Origin of the sequence: Aquiflexum lacus (genome assembly GCF_015476655.1) — a bacterium.
GTDB classification, from domain to species: Bacteria; Bacteroidota; Bacteroidia; order Cytophagales; family Cyclobacteriaceae; genus Aquiflexum; species Aquiflexum lacus.
The window spans coordinates 115392-133241 of the sequence record NZ_JABFHF010000014.1; the positions used below are offsets into that span (position 1 = coordinate 115392).

Here is a 17850-nt window from a genome sequence, read left to right on the forward strand (position 1 = left end):
CGGTCAGATTAACTTTTTAAAGTAATTAAGGTAACGCCTGCACCACCCCTGTCTGCATGTTCGTCTTCAACCTTATTTACTTGAGACATTCCTCTCAATAAGTTCCTAGTAAGGTCTCTTAGGATCCCATTTCCTTTGCCATGGACTATTCTAAGGTCTTTTAATCCTAGCATGTAGCCATCATCCACAAAGCTCTGAACAACAGGAAGAATCTCCTCCCCCCTTTTACCTCGGATATCCAGATTCGGAGAAAAATCCATCATTTTGGCATTGGTATCAAAACCTATTCTTTTGGAATATGATTTTTTCTCCTTTTTCATTTCTGTATTGGAGATTTTTTCCAGTCTATTGAGTTTTACAGTTGATTTGAGTTCTCCAATACTGACTTCAACTTCCTTTTTCCGGACAGCCAAAACCTCACCTACCGCACCATTATCTTTTACCCTGACAAAATCCCCAATTTCTATCTCTCCTCCGATCACTTTGATCACCGCATCGTGGACGATTTTCTTTTCAGGTTTGACCTCTAACTTCAGTTCTTCTATTTCTGTCCTTACTTGTTTGGCTACTTCTTTATCTGCCTTACTTTCTTTTATGGTACGAATGGTCGTTTCAATTTTTTTATTGACTCCAGCCAAAAGTGCTTGCGCTTCTGCTTTGGCCTCCTGAAGGTATTTCTTTTTATTCAGATCAATGGTTTCTTTAAGTTGGGTATATTCTTTCATTCTTTGATCCAAAAGCCTTTCTTTCTTTTGGCTTTCCTGAATTGACTGCTCATATTTTCTGACTTGGTTTTCGAGCTTGTTGAGCATCTTATCATACCTCACCCGCTCTTCACCTATCTGATCTTTGGCATAGCCAATGATGTCTTTCGAAATACCGATTTTAGAAGCAATTTCCAAAGCAAACGAACTCCCTGGCTTTCCAATATCAAGTTGGTATAAAGGTTCCAATTTATCCACATCATAGCGCATTGCACCATTGACCAATCCCTGGTTTTTGGCAGAAACCTGTTTCAGATTACCATAATGGGTGGTAATGACTCCATAAGCACCCAGATTATTCAAGGCCAATAAAATCCCTTCTGCAATGGCACCTCCAAACTGAGGTTCAGTTCCTGTACCGAATTCATCTATAAAAAGAATGGTTTTTTTGTCCGCAAATTGGGTAAAGTACTTCATACTCATCAAATGGGAACTATAGGTACTCAGATCATTTTCTATATTTTGCTCATCCCCTATATCAATGAAAAAATTATCAAACAAGGTACAGACAGAGTGGTTTTCCAAAGGAACCAAAAGCCCGCACTGCAACATGTATTGAACCATGGCTACAGTTTTCAAAGTCACTGATTTTCCTCCTGCATTAGGACCTGATATGACCAAGAGCCTTCTATTATGATCCAACTGTAAATCGAGTGGTACAATCTTTTTACCTGCATGTGCCAATGCTGCTTCCAAAAGCGGATGTCTGGCATTGTGCCAATCCATTTGTTTTGTTTTCACCAATGTTGGCTTGATGGATTTGGTCTTGATGGCAAATTTTGCCTTTGCCCTTATAAAATCTACCATACCCAAAAAATGATACGCCCTTTTCAGTTCCGGAATAGCCGGTCTCAGTTTGTCAGTAAGTTTGGTTAGGATTTTCTGGATTTCCCGACGTTCCATGTACTCAAGGTCTTTGAGTTCATTATTGATATCAAGAACCTCTGCCGGCTCCAAAAAGACTGTCTGACCTGTTGCCGATTCATCATGGATAAAGCCTTTTATCTTCCGCTTATTTTCTGCCAGAACAGGTATGACCATTCTTCCTCCGCGGATGGTGACTGAGGCATCCTCAGGGGTAAGCCCTTTTGCTTTTGCTTCCCTGAATATTCTATCCAACACTTTTCTCAACCTGTTTTCCTCGTAAAGAATCTGGGAACGTATTAGGGAAAGTTCTTGAGAAGCATTATTTCGGATTTTTCCTTTTTCATCTATGATCCGCTCGATTTCCCTCAAGATGGTATTATCCAAATTGACCAAGCCCAGAAGCTGGAATAAATTAGGATATTCCTCTTCATGCTCTCCAAAAAAATCTATACACCTGCTCAGTGTGAAAAGTGACAACCTGATTTCATGGAATTCATCTTCATAAAGAAAAGTACCCTCAATTTTAACCTTTTCGAGATAGGGATAAATATTGGTGAAATTGGAAGAAGGAAAAAGCTCTCCCGATTCAATGATTTTTTTGAATTCATCGGTTTGGTCCAAAAGCTTCCCAATTAAATTAGGATCTTTGGAAAAACTCATTTTATTGACGAAATCTATACCCAAAGGACCTGAGCATGCTTCTTTGAGAAGTTCTCTGATTTTGGTAAAATTAATTTTCTCTTCTAAATTCTTTGGATAAAGCATCTTTGCAATTACTCATTAATGGCTTTTTCTATTACATGCAGGGAGTCGATGGTTCTAGCATACATCCTGTCCATAGTTTTGACGTCACGCATGTAGTATTCGAGACTCTTTTTGAAAACAGAATCTGGAACACTATGTTTTTTAAAAACTTCCATTTCAAAATAAGGATACAATAATCGGGAGGAATCATAATGAATAGGAAAAGTACTGACTAGACCCTCTGCCAAGTGGATATCAACCAATACCTCAACCATTTTATCTTCGCTCAGAATCCCTTCGGGAAGCCTGTTTTTACTACAGGATTGAAGAATAAAAGTCGACAATAGAACAATGATTAAGTTTTTCACAATTCAAAATTAATCAATTCCTCCAATCAACAAGAAGATTTAACATCTATACCTCATTTCTATTATCACATATCATTTTTTAATTCAAATGAGAGCCTTAATTTAGGCCTTTGAAATTACAAGTATGAATCAGATTTTAAAGAAGCTGCGTAGGTATGAAATCAAAATCCGGAAGGTTGTCAACAATCAACTTCAGGGGGATTACCAGTCCATTTTCAAAGGAGCAGGACTTGAATTTGATGATTTGAGGCCCTATCAGTACGGGGATGACGTCAGGACCATAGAATGGAAAGTGTCCGCAAAAGGTCATGGTACATTCGTAAAAACCTTTCGTGAGGACAAAGATCAATCAGTATACTTCTTGTTGGACATCAGCGGTTCACAGGATATTGGTGAATTGGGCAGTAAAAAAATTGATAGCAGTAAAGAAATTGCCGGAGTATTGACTTTGGCGGCAATATTTGAGGGCAGTCAGGTAGGCTTGATATCCTATTCGGACCAAAAAGAAAAAATTATACTTCCGGGAAAGGGTCCTAAGCAAGGAGTCAAAATCATTCAAGGGATCTTCAATCATGAAAATAAATCCCTGAAAACGAACCTAAAAGAGATGTTCAATTTTGCACTGAACCTCATCAAAAAACGGAGCATCATTATTGTTATATCCGATTTTATTGATGAAGGCTATGAGCGACCTTTCAAAGCTTTAGCTGATAAACATGACCTAGTGGCCGTACAGGTCACAGATCCAAGAGAATCGGCATTACCCTCTTTGGGTATCATTCCCGTATATGATAAGGAACAGGGGAAAACAACTTGGGTAAACACAGCCTTTGGAAGCTTTTCAAAGAAAATTTCCGATACCTTTACCAATGAGCGGGATCATCTAAAAAATATCTGTAAAAAAAACCAAATCAATTATCTGGGGGTCAGCACAAAAGACGATATTGTTTTGCCTCTGGTAGAATTATTCAAAAAACGTAACCGATCAATGAAACGTGGATAAGGTCAAATTCTTATTTATTCTATTCTCTTTTTACCTTTCTACTTTCCCCCTCATTGCCCAGGACATTGAGGTAGAAGGTTATTTTCAGCAAGACTCCGCCAAGTTGGGTGAGAGGGTTGCTTATGTGCTTAAGGCAAAATATAAAGAGGGTGTCAATGTCATTTTCCCCGATTCTACTTTCAATTTCTCCCCATTTGTCCTTCTGGAGAAAAAAACTTATATCTCCACCACTCAGGATGAAATCACTTTGGATAGCGCCGTTTATTATATATCGAACTTTTCATTGGATCCTGTAGCAAAACTCTCTTTGCCTGTATATGAGATTTTTAGGTATGACAGTTTGATACATCGGCCTTTGGAGGCTGAACTTGCCCTAAAACTAACTATAGATCAGATTCCACAAGAATTGAGTTTTCAGGATAACAACGTCTACCAACCTATTCCTACCGAATTCAATATCTTCATTTTAGGGGCCATATTGGCGGTGTTAGCAATTTTGGTTCTGGTATTGCTTTTCTTTTTTGGAGCTAAAATCAAACGCCAATGGAATATTTGGCTTGAGAAACAGAAATACAAAAGATTTGTTAAAAGATGGCAAAATGCAGAGGTTGCATTTACGTCAAATCCCGATATGGACCAAGCAGATGAACTTCTGGGCTTATGGAAGGCTTATATGGAACACCTAAAAAACAAACCTTTTAGGGAATGGACGACGACCGAAATTTCTGATTTTCTGGACAACAAAGAAATCATCAAAGATTTCAGGTCGATAGAAATGGTGATTTATGCTGGAAAAGAAGGGAAAGATATATTGGCAACCTGCAACAATCTAAAGGAAATCTGTACAGATTCCTTCAAGAAAAAGATAACAGCACAAGATGAACCCAAATAATATCTCAGATTTTTTTTCCTGGTATTGGTATCTGCCCGATACATTTAGATCTTTTGAATGGGAAAACCTTTGGGCACTGCATCTGATATGGATTGCTCCATTGATTATGCTATTGAGGAAATTTATCAAGTTTCTGAAAAATCCTGTTCTTGAACTTTCGCTGCCCGGTTCCGTGTCGCAAAACAATCCTTGGACATATCTCAGGTTGATACCTGGGCTATTTTTTATTTTTGCGGTATGGTTAATGATCATTGCCCTCGCAAGACCACAAAAAACAAATGAACGGGTAGAGCAGTACACCGAGGGTATAGACATTATGCTGGTGATGGATATTTCAGAATCCATGGACCTCCAAGACTTCAAACCCAACAGACTGGAATCTGCAAAGGGAACTGCCATAGACTTTATCAACGGACGATTTGGTGATAGGATTGGCGTAGTGATTTTTTCAGGAGAAGCATATTCTTTAGCCCCACTGACCAACGATTATCCCCTATTGACTGACCTGATCAAAGACATTTCTTTCAATATGATGGATGCCAAAGGAACTGCTATTGGAAGTGCGCTTGCATCAGGCACGAACAGGATTAGGGAGTCAGACTCAAAAAGCAAAGTCATGATTCTACTCAGTGACGGAGAAAACAACGCCGGAAATGTAGACCCATTGTATGCAGCACAATTGGCCTCGGCCATGGAAATCAAGATTTATACCATTGCTGTAGGAAAGGATGGTATGGTGCCTTATGGCGTGGATTTCTTTGGGAGACCACAGATGATCGAAAGTTATCTTGACGAGACCACTTTAAGGGAAATCGCAAGGATCGGTGAAGGAAGATTTTTCAGAGCCTCTGATGACAATGCCCTTCAGCAGATTTTTGATCAGATTGACGAAATGGAAAAAGCTGAGATCATTGAATCCCGCTACAAAGAAACTGTTGATTATTACAGGGTCTACCTATTTTGGGGGATTATGCTGTTCTTGATTTGGCTTGGACTGAAAAGTACATTCTTTAATAATTTCTTGTTGGATTAAAAACTCAGCCCTCCACCCAAGTCCTCTTCTTCCATTCCTCCAACCTTCTATCCATTACCCTAAACCACAATGCGGGAAATAAGGCCAAGATGATCATGGCAGAATATCCTTGGGGCAATTGGGGACTTTCGTCATAATGGTTAAGAATTTGATAGCGCTTGTAGGCAAAAGCATGGTGGTCCGAATGTCGCTGTAGCTGAAACAAAAGGAAATTGCTGACCATATGGCTGGCATTCCAGGAATGTAAAGGTGTAACTTTCTCATATCGGCCATTTGGTAAAAGTTTTCTGACCATCCCATAATGCTCGATATAATTGACCAATTCCAAAAGGCTGAAAGCAAAAAAACTCTGCACAAAAAAGAAGATTGGAATCTCCCAAACAAACCTGCTTTGAATCAAGGAAAACATGAGGGTAAACGATCCGACAAAAATTATTGGAGTAAATACAAATTGAATCATTTGATTTTGAACAGACCAAAAAGGAATACCTTTTTTCTGCAATCTTTCATTTTCCAAATGAAGCGCACTGATAAAACCATCCTTCACAGACCTCCACCAAAAGTTATAGAATGTTTCCCCGAACCTACTCGTAGCAGGGTCTTGTGGTGTCGCCACTCTTACATGATGTCCCCGATTATGTTCAATAAAAAAATGCATGTAGCATACTGTCATCAAGAGCACCTTGGAATAAAACTGTTCCAATTTTTCTGGCTTATGACCCAATTCATGTGCTACTGTAATCCCCACCCCTCCTGTGACCAAAGCCATCCCTGTGCTGAATGCATGCCATTCCAGAATGGAGAGTGCGGTGGAAGAAATAACCGAAAACCCCCAAACCAAAATCCCTAATTGCACATACACCCAAATGAATGTAACCAATCTATAAAACCTCTTTTTCGCCACTGCTGAAATCTCACTTTCAGGAACATTTGATTTATCGGTTTTGATCAGGTAATCCATGACCGGCACTAGGATAAAAACAAAAGCATGTATGATCAACAGGTTCCACCCGCCCAAGAAAAATCCTACCACCAACAAAATGGGGAGAATAAAGGCTGAATAAAACCCGATTTTTTTCAAATGCTTCATGCCATCAAGATAGATAATCAGGATGAAAAAAGAAACAACCGATTCAAATCATCATTTTGAAGTTACTTGATTTCACTCTGCAAAAATATCCTTCGTAAGGTCCTCAAAAAGAATATAGGTAGCATAGAAGCTAATCGGTACACTCACCAATAATCCTAAACCAAAGGTCAATAGACCTAAAACATTGATCACGATGATGACCAAAGTAAACAGAAAGAATTTAAGCCATCGTGCTGTGATCAACTTCCTGCTTTCTTCCATGGCAGTCCAAAAATCAAAGCCTCCAAATATTGCCATCAATACAGAGAAACTATAGGCCACAGCAAGGTATACCCCCGGTATTACAAAGAGAACCAATCCAAAAGCGGTAAGGACTTGTCCTATCAACCAGATGGCGAAAATGGGCATGTAGAAATTGAACCCTTTAAAGAAATCAGGGTAAACAACCTTTTGCTTTAAGGATAGCTTATTGGCTACAAGGTAAAAACCAGAATACAGAGGTGGTGAAAGAAAAATACTTTGCAGAAATGCGAAATCTTTGAGGTACAAAAATGCGAGAAGTTGTAAGGAAAAAATGAACATCACAAAAGCTGAACTTTGCAAGGGTTCTTTCAAATACATCTGCCATGCCCGGATAAAGATCTCTTGGATATCAAAGTCGTATCCACTTTCCCTTAACGATGCCAATTTCTCTTTACTCATGGGTTAATCTGTTGTTTTACAGAATAAAGGCAAGGAAAATATCCTTGCCGTTATTGCTAATCAATTTTTAATTTTAAAATCTTACAATTTTACAATATCAGACTCACTTCGTCATCGCCTCCAAAATATCATGCTTCGTCACAATATGCACCTGATGGTTATCATCTCTGACAAGGACTGCTTTCGCAGTGTCAAGCATAGAAGATAATACATCCAATGTACTATCCAAAGCTACAAACTTCATGGGGTCTTCCATTACATCTGCTACTGCAGCATCTTTCAATTCGGGGTTTTCGATGATTTTTGAAAGGAGTTTGCTGTCTGTGATGCTTCCGACCACATGCCCATCTTCCATCACAGGGATCTGCGAAACACTTTTGCTGTTCATCAGGTTGATGGTATCTTTTACGCTATCCGTTTTTTTGGAAACCAGCAGTTGATAGCTTCCATTTCGAGAAGAAATGATATCTCTTGCTGTTCCGAAAGTTTTGTCTTCTAAGAAGCCGTGATTTCTCATCCAATCATCATTGTAAATCTTACCGAGGTAGCGGGTACCATGGTCAGGAAGAATAATCACCATCCTGTCCCCTTCTTTAAGATTTTCCTTAGCATATTCCAATGCGCCGTGAACAGCTGACCCACATGACCAACCCACAAATAAGCCTTCTTCTTTAGATAACCTTCTTGTCATCACTGCAGCATCTTTATCCGTCACTTTTATGAAATGATCGATCACAGAAAAGTCAACATTCTTAGGCAATATATCTTCCCCAATTCCTTCAGTCAGGTATGGATATACTTCATTTTCATCAAACACGCCTGTTTCTTTGTATTTTTTAAATACCGATCCATAGGTATCAATTCCTACTGTGATAATATCGGGATTTTGTTCTTTTAGGTATTTGGCTGTACCGCACATCGAACCTCCCGTCCCCACTCCTGCGGCATAATGGGTGATTATTCCTTCCGTATCTCTCCAGATTTCAGGTCCGGTAGTTTCATAATGGGCCAATGAATTGGAAAGGTTATCGTACTGATTGGGATAAAAGGAATTGGGAATATCGTTGTTAAGTTTTCTGGCTACGGAATAATAAGATCTTGGATCCTCGGGTGAAACATTGGTGGGACAAACAATTACCTCAGCACCAACTGCTTTGAGGATATCTATTTTTTCTTTGGATTGCTTATCTGCCATGGTAAAAATACACTTATAACCTTTAGCAATAGCCGCCAAAGCCAGGCCCATCCCTGTATTTCCACTTGTCCCCTCAATGATGGTACCTCCAGGTTTTAGCATCCCTGACTCTTCAGCATCTTCCACCATCTTGATGGCCATACGGTCTTTCATAGAGTTGCCAGGATTGAAATATTCAACTTTTACGAGAATTTCTCCTTTTATGCCTTTGTTTAATTTATTGAGTCTAATCATAGGCGTATTTCCTATGGTCTCGATAATGGAATTATATATCATAATATTCGGGTTCTATTGACCCGAAAGTTACGAATATTTTTATACCTGTTGGGAAATTCACAGCCCTATCCAAATAATATTTTGAATTGGATGAATAAATGGATTAGCTTGGATTGCTGACAGTATCTACCGGGACAGCATATTCATCTACCAGCGCAACGGCACCATGAATGGCAGTTTCGTCCAGGTCCGAAATTAGAATTTTGAGATTTGCACTGACCGAGGGGTATTTGAAAGTCGCAATATTTGCCTCCATGCTGTCTTTAAAAAAAGGATAAGCCTTTCTGATTGATCCTCCCAGTACAATAGCCTGGGGAGCCAGAGTATAAAGGATATTTTTGATCAATTCTCCCAAGTGATACCCATATTCCTCATACGCTTTCAATGCAATTTTATCTCCCTGAGCGGCTTTTTTTGATAAAGATTTAGCCTTAGCATGATATTTAGAATGAAAAAATTTACTGCTGCAATAAAACTCAAAGTCCTGGTCAAGATAAGGGGCCGAACACCATTCACCCGCTGCACAATTAAATCCACAGTACAAATGGCCATTGACAATAATTCCTGCACCAAGTCCTGTTCCCAATGTAATGCCGACTACATGTTGATACACTTGGGCAGCTCCAAATTTATATTCACCCAAAGCAAAACAATTTGCGTCGTTGTTGATATAAACCGGTTTGGCAAATCTAGCTTCCAAAAACTCCCGCAAATGTACTCTCCTAAAAGAGGGTATATTTTCTAAATTAAGAACTACGCCGTTGTCCGTATCAATCAAACCGGGTATACCTATTCCTATGGCAAAAAAATCATGGTGAAGGTAAGAAGAAATCAGGTCTGCAATGGTTTCCAGAATTGATTCCTGACTCTCATGGGAAGGGGTGGATATTGTTCTGATATCTAAAAGATCTGATCCAACAAGTACACCAGCCTTGATATTGGTACCTCCAATATCCAATCCAAGAATAGGTTTTTCGGTTTTTAGCATAAAAACAGGTTTTAAAAGGCTTTTCAACGGAAAAAGAAGAATGAAAAATCATTCTCCTTTTTCCCTGTGCTGGTTTGGGAGCGTAATTTATAACATTCCTTCAATAGATTTTTCCAGTTCTCTGGCATGGGCAAGAAATTCCTCAACGTTCATGTCCTTGAAAAAGATCAATCCATGACTTGACCTGACTTTTGAAGTTTCATGCTGATAGAAGTAATTCTTACCCAATAGCAGTTGGATGTCATTCAATTGTCCTACCCAAGTTCTTTTGGCAACGGTACTGAATTTGCCATTGTGACTATAACTAGGGAAAGATGCATTCACCTGACTCAGGTAGCAATTTGCAAAAGAATCTTCCATCACGGACATATCTCCCAAAGAAACCGGGACAATTACATTGGCTTCATGCGGCTCAAATTTAAACCAAACATTTCTATAACCGATTATCCTCAATTCGCTGAGATCTTTCTCCTCTCCCCATTGCCGCACCGCCTCTGCGGTAGCCTGAAGTACTTTGTAGTGTGTGTCCGGACCTGAGCCTTCAGGATCCAGTGTCAAGCTTATTTTTGTTGGGTTAATTTTCTTAAACATTTCCACAATTGGAACCACATCTCGTTTTTTATCAGGCTGCTCGGTAAAAATATCACCGGTATAAAAACCCAATCTCAAATGATGGACGTTTTTCACCTGAACTCCAAAGTGTGCCCAGACTAACTCTTCCTCAAACTCTCTAATCATTCCTTTAAGTTTTTGGATTTTGGAAGGGTTCTTTTCTCCGTCATAGGAATTTTTCAAAATACTGATGACGTCATTAATCGTTTCTCTGAGCTTTTGCTTCGATTTGACATCGAAAACATCCACCACTGCCCTGACTACCCTATGGCACAGTCCCCGCATTCTTTGTTCAGGATTCTCTGAAGCGACATTGGTCAAAAAATGATAAACATCCTTATCCGTTTTCAATTTGTATCCTACTTCAAAGAAATCTTCATAATGGACCATCTGAATTTCTCCTTCATCCAACAGCTTTTTGGTGAGCAGCAAAGTGTCAATCACAAATGTATTGGTCACTGCAGTAAATCCGGAAGTCAACACCGAAAAATGGGCCTCATTACTGTTTTCCTGAAGCTGATTATTGATATGCGGCAAAATTCCCAATGAGATGTCATCATGATGCGGACCTGTATGCAACAATACCTCGTTCTTTTCTTGTGTGGTACCTCTATTGATTTTTTCTACAGCACTTGCCACTACTTGATTGACAGTGTCTTCCGACAAACCTGGAATCATTGAAGTATATTTATCCGCCCTGAGGTCTTCAATTTTAAGTCTATGCCCGTATTTCTTGAGTTTTTTACACAATTCAAGTACTGACCTTTCTGTTTTTTCCCAAGTCCATTCGCCCTGCCTGTAGTAAGCATCTACAGAATCTGTCAACCTCACAGCTGCTCCTTTGGTAAGATAAAAGCGACCATTTTTCAATTTTTGTAAAACAGTTGCGGGATATACATTGTCAAGCGGTGTTTCCAAAGAATCTTTGACAATCTGCGCTTTGGCTTCACCTGCGGCAATGATGATACCGACTGCATCGGGATTGTGCACGATGGTTTCCAAGCCAATGGTAATGACCAATCTATTGGAAGATACTTCTATTCCTCCCAGATCACCCGCTGCTACTGCTTGGGTTTCAAAATTAGTATCTGTCAGTCTTGTGGTGGAAAACAGATGAGAACCCCTCGTATTAAAGGCAATATGACCATCAGGACCAATTCCTCCCAAGAAAAACCCAATACCTCCGGCATCTCTGATCTTTTGCTCATATTGACCACACCAATGATCGATCATGTAGATGGATTTTTGTTGAATTTTCTCCATACTGTTAGTAGGTTCCCTGAATCTCAAGGACAGATCTACTTTCAAATCAGGAAACACCTCTTTGAAATGTTTTCCTTCTGCTAAAGGAATCTCATCAGAGTTGATCAAAATCGCTTTTTCTTTGCTAAGACCAAATCCTTCAATGTAAAATTTATTCACATAGTCAAAAAAACTATTCTTCTGCTTGGAAGATATCGGATAAAACTCATCTATCTGTACAAACGTCAGATCTTTTAAAACAGGCTTTTTCGCAGAAACAAGACCATATTTTTCCCTTACATCTTTCCCTTTCTTGCTATCCCAATTTTCTAAAAGAAATTGGGTCCATTTGATAAAATACTCAGGGGTTTTTCCCGTAGGTAAACTGATGACTCCATTTGGGTTTTCAGAAGCCCATTCCAAAAATCTACATGCGGTAATCAATCCCAATTTAGGGAAGTTATCAACTGTCAGATACGGAATCAATGTGCTGATTTTTTCGACACCTGATTCTTTGAGGAATGCTTTTTCTACTTCGGAAAGTGGATATTTGCTAAGCATATTTTTGAGTTTTTGTTTATTTACAATGCTGGATGTTTTGGGTCAAAATTGATACCAAAACAAATATATTTAATTAGTAAACTCGGGTAATAATTTGGTAATATTGATTTTTAATAAAATAAAACTATTGCAAAACCACTTATTATTCCCTATATCCAAACATGAAATTAAAAGAGTTTATGGTTTATTTTTTTTACAAAATAAAAAAACTTTTGTTTTAAATCATAGACTTTTATAAAAAATTTAAAAAAGATATTTTCTATTCACTAAAATATATTCTTAGTGAATTCTATTTTAATTTTCAACTGAAATTCTTTGATCACCTTAAATATTTCTACCAAAGTTGCCATTTGTACTTTGGTCAGTTGGCCAATGCTTACAAAATTCTTGGGTTCCTCTCCTTTTTCCATCATCTGTAGCGATTGCTTTTCCAACCTCAAAGTCATCAGGTAATAATACGCATGGTACATTTCCATGGCTTCATTGTCAGAAAAAACCCCGCTTTTCCGCAAAGCCTCTATTCTGTTTCCAGTGTTTGTTTCAAATATCCTGTGCTTCAGTGCAAATAGTCTTGCCAAATCCACAAAGGGTGTCATGGCTTTTTTGATATTGAAATGCTTTTCCCCATCAATCTTAAAGGTTCTGATATTTTTGAAAAAGGTCAGTGGTGCTTCATACAAAAGGGCATTGGCACCCATATTCATAAAAAAGCGTTCCGGTGGATTAACCAATTGTTGATCCATAAACACCTTTAATTCTTCCAACAAGCTAAACTCCCCGTAAATAGCTCTGCAATCAAAGAAAGTGGAGTATTTCATCACTGTCTCTTGGGTAGACTCCTTTATCCAAGCTTCATAGTTCCTTTTCCAATGGGAAAGAGAGTGGGTCCATTTCGGGTTTTTGGCCATAAAACCACCGGTGCAGAATACAATGCCAACATGGTCGAGATCTGCCGAAACCCTTTCTGCAAAATCCAAGAAATATTCCCTTACCATTTCCCGATGTTCATTTGCCTTGTCCTCATAAATGATGGCATTGTCCTGATCGGTTTTGAGCGTCTGTTCGGCTCGGCCTTCACTGCCCAAAACAAAAAAAACAAACTTGGCCGGAGGCGGGCCTATTTGCCTGATCGTATTTTCGATGATCCTCAAAGAAATGGTATCCGTGACCGCTGTAATGATCTGATTGATGATCTGTGCTTTCAGCCCTTTCCCCACAAGTTGATGGATGATTCCGGGCACCATAGCCCATTTTTCCTTTAATTCATCTTTGTCCATGGCCTGCCTGACAGCTTGAATAAAAATAAACGGCCCTTGGGACTGTTCTGAAAGGATTTTGTTTCTACTGATCCAACCCACGTATTGCCCTTGATCCCTCACTAGCAGGTATCTTGTTTTGGTCTGAAACATCATCAACAATGCCTCATATAAAAATGCATCCTTTTGGATATAAATGATATTTTTATCCATAATGTCTCCGACCCGAGTACTATATGGAAGTTGATTAGCCACTACTTTATCCCTGAGTGTGATGTCAGTGACAAATCCCAAAATTTCCTTTTCGGAATGTGCTATAAAGAAAATAGATACTTTCTCCTTTGCCATGTTTTGGGCAACTTGAAAAATAGGCGTATCCGGTGAGAAAACCCTCAAATTTCTAAAATGAAGATCCCCAACTTTCTTGGAATAAAAACGATCTGTAATGAATTCGTTGGTAGCTATCATGTGGTCTTTCACTTATCATGGTGAAAATAATTAATTTTACTAAATTCGGCTATGATAATTATTGTTACAGGAGTTTCGGGAAGCGGAAAGACTACTTTAGGTTCCCTTTTAGCCAAAAAACTCAGGCTGCCTTTTTTCGATGCAGATGATTTTCATCCCCCGGCCAATATCCAAAAGATGAGCATGGGAATCCCACTTACAGATCAGGACAGACTTCCTTGGCTGGAGCATCTTGCTGACAGTATGTTGCAATGGGAAAATTCCGGTGGAGGCATCCTTGCCTGTTCCGCACTTCGTGAAAATTACCGGGAAACACTACAAGTTGTCCCCAAAATAATCTGGCTCCACCTTAAAGGTAGCAAAGAATTGCTCCACGAAAGAATGAACAACAGAGAAGGTCATTATATGAAGCCGGGACTTTTGGATTCCCAACTGGAAACATGGGAAGAACCGGAGTATGGGATGCACCTAGATGTCTCCAAAACACCCGAAACCTTGCTGGAAGAAGTTATGCAACTCGATGAAATAAATGCATGCGAATCACATTTTGGAGTTATCGGAATGGGTGTAATGGGCAAAAGTCTTGCCCTGAACCTTGCAGAAAACGGCATTCCTACCGCTGTCTATAACAGACATGTGCCCGGAAAGGAAGAAAAAATCGCAAGCACTTTTGCCACCACCAATCAGGAATTCCCCTTACTCAAAGGATTTGATAATCTTGAGGCTTTTATTGGATCTCTGGCCAAACCTAGAAAAATATTGTTGATGATCCCGGCAGGGGCGGTAATAGACCAACAGATACAACAACTTGAACCCATGTTGGAAAAAGGTGATATCATCATCGATGGAGGAAATTCGTTTTTTGAGGATTCCACAAGGAGATTTAGAGCCCTTAGCGAAAAAGAGCTTCACTATATACCCATGGGTGTTTCCGGTGGAGAGGAAGGGGCCCGAAAAGGACCGTCCATGATGCCGGGAGGAAACAAGGAGGCCTATGATATCATTGCACCCTATTTAAAGAAGATCGCCGCCAAAGACGCTTCAGGAAAAGCCTGTGTCAGTTTTATCGGCCCCGATGGCTCCGGCCATTTTATCAAAATGGTACACAATAGCATTGAGTATGCTGAGATGCAGGTCTTGGCCGAAACGGTGCATTTGATGAAATACGGACTCAAATTATCCTACCCCGAGATTTCCAAAATCATGAAATCCTGGGGAACAGAAGGTTTGAAAAGCTACCTATTGGACATTACGGTGGAAATATTGACGGTCAAAGAAGGTAAAAACTTTCTCCTTGACCTGATATTGGACAAAGCAGAACAAAAAGGTACAGGAGGATGGTCCCTGACAACGGCTTTGAAATACCATGTGCCCTACAGTCCTTTATCGGAAGCGGTGACAGCCCGCCTGCTTTCCAGTCAAAAAGAAGACCGGGAAGAACTTGCCGGATTGTACAGCCACAGATTCGGGGCCTTTGCAGAAGATAAGGTTATCCTCTTGGAAAAGCTCAAAAATGCCTATACCCTCACCAGAATCATCAATCATGAGGTTGGATTCAACCTGATGCATCAGGTTTCCGAACAGGAAAACTGGAACCTTGACTTCAGTGAAATATCAAGGATCTGGACCAATGGCTGCATTATCCGTTCTTCCTTGATGGAAAATATGACCGGATTGTTCAAGGAAAACAGTTCGCTCCTAAAAACCAAGGCCATCAAGACCAAGGTAAAAGAGCTCCGATTTGACCTTGCTTACATCATCGGATTGGGCCTGCAACATGCCTATGCCTTGCCTGTCATGTCCGCTGCTGCCAATTACCTGTTTGGTAGGATCACTTCAGACTCTTCAGCTAACTTGATCCAAGCACAAAGGGACTTCTTCGGCGCACATACATTCCAAAGAAAGGAAGATCCGACAGGCGGGTATTACCATTCGGATTGGAAAAATTGATTGTGTCCGATGACCGATGTCGGATGACCGATGTTGGGAAGGGGTGTCCTTTGAGGTTTTTAAAACCTCGAGGGACTCAAGAGTCTTAAGAAAAAAAGTGTCAAGTAAAATCAGGAAATGACTCGGAAGTAAAGAAGGCAGTTTCGCCCCTCATTTAGAGTCCTCAAAATTGGCATTTTCATAAAGTGGAATGACATTGAGTTGTTGCTTGCGGGGGCAGCCTCAATACTAGCTCCATAGGAGCGGCCGATGTAATAGCCCATGGTTTAAACCCTGGGATTTGATGGGATCGCATAAGCAAAAGTTCCGTAGGAAAGACTGATTTATTGTCCAGAAAACATTTACATGCACCTTACGGATAATCATACATTGAATTTAAACCCAAATACCATGAACACCTTTCACAAGCAAATAACCAATAAGCTTTACCTACCCCTCCTTTTCATTGGGATTTTTTGTTTTTCATTTAGTCAGGTATTGGCGCAGGAATATGTGGTCACGAATGTCCATATCATCAACCTAGAAAACGATCAGATTCTAAAAGACCACCTGATCCATGTCAAAGGGGATAAAATTGAGGCCATCATGCCCATGACAAAAGCAAAAGACCTCCAGAAATCCATCCAAAGAATTGACGGCAAAGGATCCTTTGCCTTTGCGGGATTGGCAGAAATGCACTCCCATATTCCCACTACGGAAACGGATGATTTCTCCTATATACAGGATGTGATGTGGCTATACCTTGCCAATGGCATATTGAATGTCAGAGGGATGATAGGCCATCATTCGCATTTGGAACTCAAAAAGAAAATCGATTCGGGAGAAATCACAGGTCCTCGGATTTTTGCGGCAGGACAATCATTAAACGGTGGTTCTGTGGAAAATCCTGAAATGGGTGCCCAAATGGTCCGTGAACAAAAAACCGCAGGTTTTGACCATCTCAAACTGCATCCCGGTCTGGACATGCCCAAATTCCTCGCCATCGCCAACACTGCCAAAGAAGAGGACATCATGTTCGGTGGCCATATCTCCCTGGATGTAGGTTTGGTCAATTCACTGAACAATGGCTATCGCTCGGTGGAACATATGGATGGATACATTGAGGCTTTGGTGACCGACAAGTCCAAATTGGATCCACAGGTCGCAGGGCCGTTCAGCATGATGGCTGTCAAGGATGCAGACATATCAAGGATTCCCTATTTGGTCCAATTGACTTTGGATAAGAAAGCTTGGATAGCACCGACACTTACCTTATTTGAAAGATTCTTTGGCTATATCCCTGCCGATGAATTCAGGCTGGAATCCGATATGAAATATATGCCCGGGATACAGGTACAGCAGTGGGTCAATCAGAAAAAACTCCTCGAAAACCAAGGTGTCCTCAAAGAAGAAAACGTCAAACCCTACCTGGAATTCAGAAAAGAAATGCTGATGGCTTTGCACCGCGGTGGGGTTCCCATCATCATGAGTTCCGACTCCCCACAGGTTTTCAATGTTCCCGGTTTTTCTATCCACAATGAAATCTCCTCCATGCATGAAGCCGGCATGACCCCAAATGAAATCCTGATAACAGGTTCCCTAAACATCGCCAAGTACTTCGAGAAACAAGGTCAATTCGGGGTCATCAAAAAAGGTGCTTCTGCTGATTTTGTATTGGTGGAAGGCAATCCCTTGGAAAATCTTTCCAATCTTAGGAAGGTAAATGGAGTGATGGTCAGGGGTAAATGGTTACCGAAAGAGAAGTTGCAGGGGGAATTGATGAGGATTGAGGAGAAGAATTTGAGGAGGTGAGGGGGGTATTATAATGTGGGTGGGGGTAATTGAGTGAGTGGAAGGAGA

General features: G+C 40.1%; 13 protein-coding genes. 5 read left to right on the forward strand and 8 right to left on the reverse strand.

From position 1 onward, the window contains the following. Positions 1-8: 8 nt before the first annotated feature. Positions 9-2396 (reverse strand): endonuclease MutS2, encoded by a 2388-nt coding sequence (locus HMJ38_RS14040; RefSeq protein WP_194975041.1) that lies wholly within the window; start codon positions 2394-2396, stop codon positions 9-11. A gap of 8 nt (positions 2397-2404) precedes the next feature. Continuing rightward, positions 2405-2743 (reverse strand): DUF4296 domain-containing protein, encoded by a 339-nt coding sequence (locus HMJ38_RS14045; protein WP_194975042.1) that lies wholly within the window; start codon positions 2741-2743, stop codon positions 2405-2407. A gap of 124 nt (positions 2744-2867) precedes the next feature. On the opposite strand from HMJ38_RS14045, the gene HMJ38_RS14050 reads away from it, so the two are divergent. Genes HMJ38_RS14050 through HMJ38_RS14060 form a run of 3 tightly spaced genes read left to right on the forward strand, consistent with a single transcriptional unit; the run spans position 2868 to position 5671 of the window. Next, on the forward strand, positions 2868-3746 hold the full coding sequence (locus HMJ38_RS14050; protein WP_194975043.1) for a DUF58 domain-containing protein: 879 nt from the start codon (positions 2868-2870) through the stop codon (positions 3744-3746). Beyond that, entirely contained in the window at positions 3739-4638 is a 900-nt protein-coding gene (locus HMJ38_RS14055) for a hypothetical protein (RefSeq protein ID WP_317174526.1), read from the forward strand. The genes HMJ38_RS14050 and HMJ38_RS14055 overlap by 8 nt, the downstream gene beginning before the upstream one ends. Beyond that, complete coding sequence (locus tag HMJ38_RS14060) at positions 4625-5671, forward strand: vWA domain-containing protein (protein WP_194975044.1); 1047 nt, start codon at positions 4625-4627, stop codon at positions 5669-5671. The genes HMJ38_RS14055 and HMJ38_RS14060 overlap by 14 nt, the downstream gene beginning before the upstream one ends. Positions 5672-5675: 4 nt before the next feature. Here the strand turns inward: HMJ38_RS14060 and HMJ38_RS14065 are convergent, their stop codons facing one another. The 6 genes from HMJ38_RS14065 to HMJ38_RS14090 all read right to left on the reverse strand — a co-directional run bounded on the left by HMJ38_RS14065 (position 5676) and on the right by HMJ38_RS14090 (position 14061). Beyond that, entirely contained in the window at positions 5676-6761 is a 1086-nt protein-coding gene (locus tag HMJ38_RS14065; RefSeq protein WP_194975045.1) for an alkane 1-monooxygenase, read from the reverse strand. A 72-nt stretch (positions 6762-6833) separates the two neighbouring features. Then, the gene (locus HMJ38_RS14070) at positions 6834-7463 is read right to left on the reverse strand and encodes a hypothetical protein (RefSeq protein WP_194975046.1); all 630 of its coding nucleotides are present in this window, start codon (positions 7461-7463) and stop codon (positions 6834-6836) included. 103 nt (positions 7464-7566) lie between these two features. Then, on the reverse strand, positions 7567-8934 hold the full coding sequence (locus HMJ38_RS14075) for a cystathionine beta-synthase (RefSeq protein WP_194975047.1): 1368 nt from the start codon (positions 8932-8934) through the stop codon (positions 7567-7569). A 103-nt stretch (positions 8935-9037) separates the two neighbouring features. Further along, entirely contained in the window at positions 9038-9922 is an 885-nt protein-coding gene (locus HMJ38_RS14080) for an ROK family protein (protein WP_194975048.1), read from the reverse strand. A gap of 87 nt (positions 9923-10009) precedes the next feature. Then, positions 10010-12337 carry a glucosamine-6-phosphate isomerase gene (locus HMJ38_RS14085; RefSeq protein WP_194975049.1) on the reverse strand — a complete coding sequence of 776 codons (2328 nt, stop codon included), beginning with the start codon at positions 12335-12337 and terminating at the stop codon, positions 10010-10012. A 266-nt stretch (positions 12338-12603) separates the two neighbouring features. Then, on the reverse strand, positions 12604-14061 hold the full coding sequence (locus HMJ38_RS14090; RefSeq protein ID WP_194975050.1) for a DUF294 nucleotidyltransferase-like domain-containing protein: 1458 nt from the start codon (positions 14059-14061) through the stop codon (positions 12604-12606). A 51-nt stretch (positions 14062-14112) separates the two neighbouring features. On the opposite strand from HMJ38_RS14090, the gene gndA reads away from it, so the two are divergent. Beyond that, the gene (gene gndA / locus HMJ38_RS14095) at positions 14113-16011 is read left to right on the forward strand and encodes an NADP-dependent phosphogluconate dehydrogenase (RefSeq protein ID WP_194975051.1); all 1899 of its coding nucleotides are present in this window, start codon (positions 14113-14115) and stop codon (positions 16009-16011) included. A 390-nt stretch (positions 16012-16401) separates the two neighbouring features. Then, positions 16402-17802, forward strand: coding sequence for an amidohydrolase family protein (locus tag HMJ38_RS14100; RefSeq protein WP_194975052.1), 1401 nt, complete (start codon positions 16402-16404; stop codon positions 17800-17802). Positions 17803-17850: the final 48 nt, after the last annotated feature.

Excerpts from the sequence above, each read along its gene's own strand:
- HMJ38_RS14080 (WP_194975048.1), bottom strand. The coding sequence starts at position 9,922 with ATGCTAAAAACCGAAAAACCTATTCTTGGATTGGATATTGGAGGTACC.
- HMJ38_RS14075 (WP_194975047.1), bottom strand. The coding sequence starts at position 8,934 with ATGATATATAATTCCATTATCGAGACCATAGGAAATACGCCTATGATT.
- HMJ38_RS14065 (WP_194975045.1), bottom strand. The coding sequence starts at position 6,761 with ATGAAGCATTTGAAAAAAATCGGGTTTTATTCAGCCTTTATTCTCCCC.
- gndA (WP_194975051.1), top strand. The coding sequence starts at position 14,113 with ATGATAATTATTGTTACAGGAGTTTCGGGAAGCGGAAAGACTACTTTA.
- HMJ38_RS14100 (WP_194975052.1), top strand. The coding sequence starts at position 16,402 with ATGAACACCTTTCACAAGCAAATAACCAATAAGCTTTACCTACCCCTC.
- HMJ38_RS14090 (WP_194975050.1), bottom strand. The coding sequence starts at position 14,061 with ATGATAGCTACCAACGAATTCATTACAGATCGTTTTTATTCCAAGAAA.
- HMJ38_RS14070 (WP_194975046.1), bottom strand. The coding sequence starts at position 7,463 with ATGAGTAAAGAGAAATTGGCATCGTTAAGGGAAAGTGGATACGACTTT.
- HMJ38_RS14050 (WP_194975043.1), top strand. The coding sequence starts at position 2,868 with ATGAATCAGATTTTAAAGAAGCTGCGTAGGTATGAAATCAAAATCCGG.
- HMJ38_RS14085 (WP_194975049.1), bottom strand. The coding sequence starts at position 12,337 with ATGCTTAGCAAATATCCACTTTCCGAAGTAGAAAAAGCATTCCTCAAA.
- HMJ38_RS14040 (WP_194975041.1), bottom strand. The coding sequence starts at position 2,396 with ATGCTTTATCCAAAGAATTTAGAAGAGAAAATTAATTTTACCAAAATC.
- HMJ38_RS14060 (WP_194975044.1), top strand. The coding sequence starts at position 4,625 with ATGAACCCAAATAATATCTCAGATTTTTTTTCCTGGTATTGGTATCTG.